General features: G+C 34.0%; 2 protein-coding genes. One reads left to right on the top strand and one right to left on the bottom strand.

The features are described 5' to 3' along the window. Positions 1–249: hypothetical protein (locus FDF36_RS20980; protein WP_220392687.1), on the top strand; the 249-nt coding region annotated here is incomplete at its 5' end. A gap of 213 nt (positions 250–462) precedes the next feature. Here FDF36_RS20980 and minD read toward each other — a convergent pair. Further along, on the bottom strand, positions 463–1277 hold an 815-nt coding region (minD, locus tag FDF36_RS20975; protein ID WP_310503409.1), incomplete at its 5' end, for a septum site-determining protein MinD.

Raw genomic sequence — 1277 nt, 5'->3', positions numbered from 1 at the left:
CATTTTTCATCGTTTCAATTTTGTTCCACAAAATTGAGAAAGGCATTACGGATAAAAGACTCGTTAGTAAATACAAACTTAACGTTTATTTTGTTTAGTTTTGGTCAAATCAACATTCCGTCTGCTAAACTTTTAAATTTTCATTTGGTGATGCAAAAAATTGGTTCGTCTACCAATTTTTTGCAAAAGCGTTCCCTTCCCTTTGTTGTTCACAAAAACGGGACCAACACTGTTAATCCCAAAAAATGAAATTTTTTGGGAACGAGACAAAGATCAAGTTTATTTGAATTTCATTGCGTTCTAAAGGACGGGAATTTTTTAAAAATTTTCGTAACCCAAAAAAATTTATTAGGTTCACACATTTTTCCGGCTCTCTAATTTAGATTAACCTTTTTCTCTTCTCGTTTTTGTTTACAAAAACGAGAAGGGAAATGGACCAATTTTTTAGAGGAGTTTGAGTGCTTAATCTTCTCCAAGAAAAAATTCCTGAAGTTTTTGGAACATACCTTTTTGAGGGCTTGTTAGATCAATAAAATAATCTTGTTTACCTATTAACCTTCTAGCGGCGTTTTCAAAAGCAATACCAGAAAGCGTTAATTTTTTATTTAAAACAAGAGGTTCACCCCTATTTGTAGAAACAATAACATTAGTATCTTCTGGAATAGCGCCTAACAGTGGAATTCCTAACATTTCTTGAACATCTCCTACTGACATCATATCATTTTTTTGAATCATATCAGGTCGGACTCGATTCACTAAAAGTTTCACATTATAAATTCCATTTGCTTCTAACAGGCCCGCTACTCGATCCGCATCTCGAATAGCTGTAATTTCAGGGGTAGTTACGATAACAGCTTCTTGCGCTGGCGCTATAGCATTAATAAAACCAACATCAATTCCAGCTGGACAATCTATTAAAATAAAGTGAAATCCAAGTTCTTTGACAGAATCTATTAAATTCTGCATATTTTTTCGTGTTACATTATATTTTTGCCGATTTTTAGAAATAGCTAACAATGCTAAATTTTTCCACCGTTTATCTCGAATAAGGGCTTGATCCAGCCGACATTGACCTTCCACAATATCCATTGCAGTGTAAAGTACACGATTTTCTAATCCTAATAATAAATCTAAATTGCGTAATCCAATATCCGCATCTATCAAAGCAACACGGTAACCAAGTCGGGCAATCGACATACCTAAATTGGCAGTTGTTGTTGTTTTTCCAACCCCGCCTTTACCAGAAGTAATAACAATAAGCCTTACAGTATATTTCT

The organism is Bacteroides fragilis (assembly GCF_019583405.1).
In the GTDB taxonomy this organism is placed as follows: Bacteria; Bacteroidota; Bacteroidia; order Bacteroidales; family Bacteroidaceae; genus Bacteroides; species Bacteroides fragilis_B.
The sequence above is the reverse complement of the archived record's forward strand: the minus strand, read 5'-3'. Positions and strand labels throughout refer to the sequence as shown.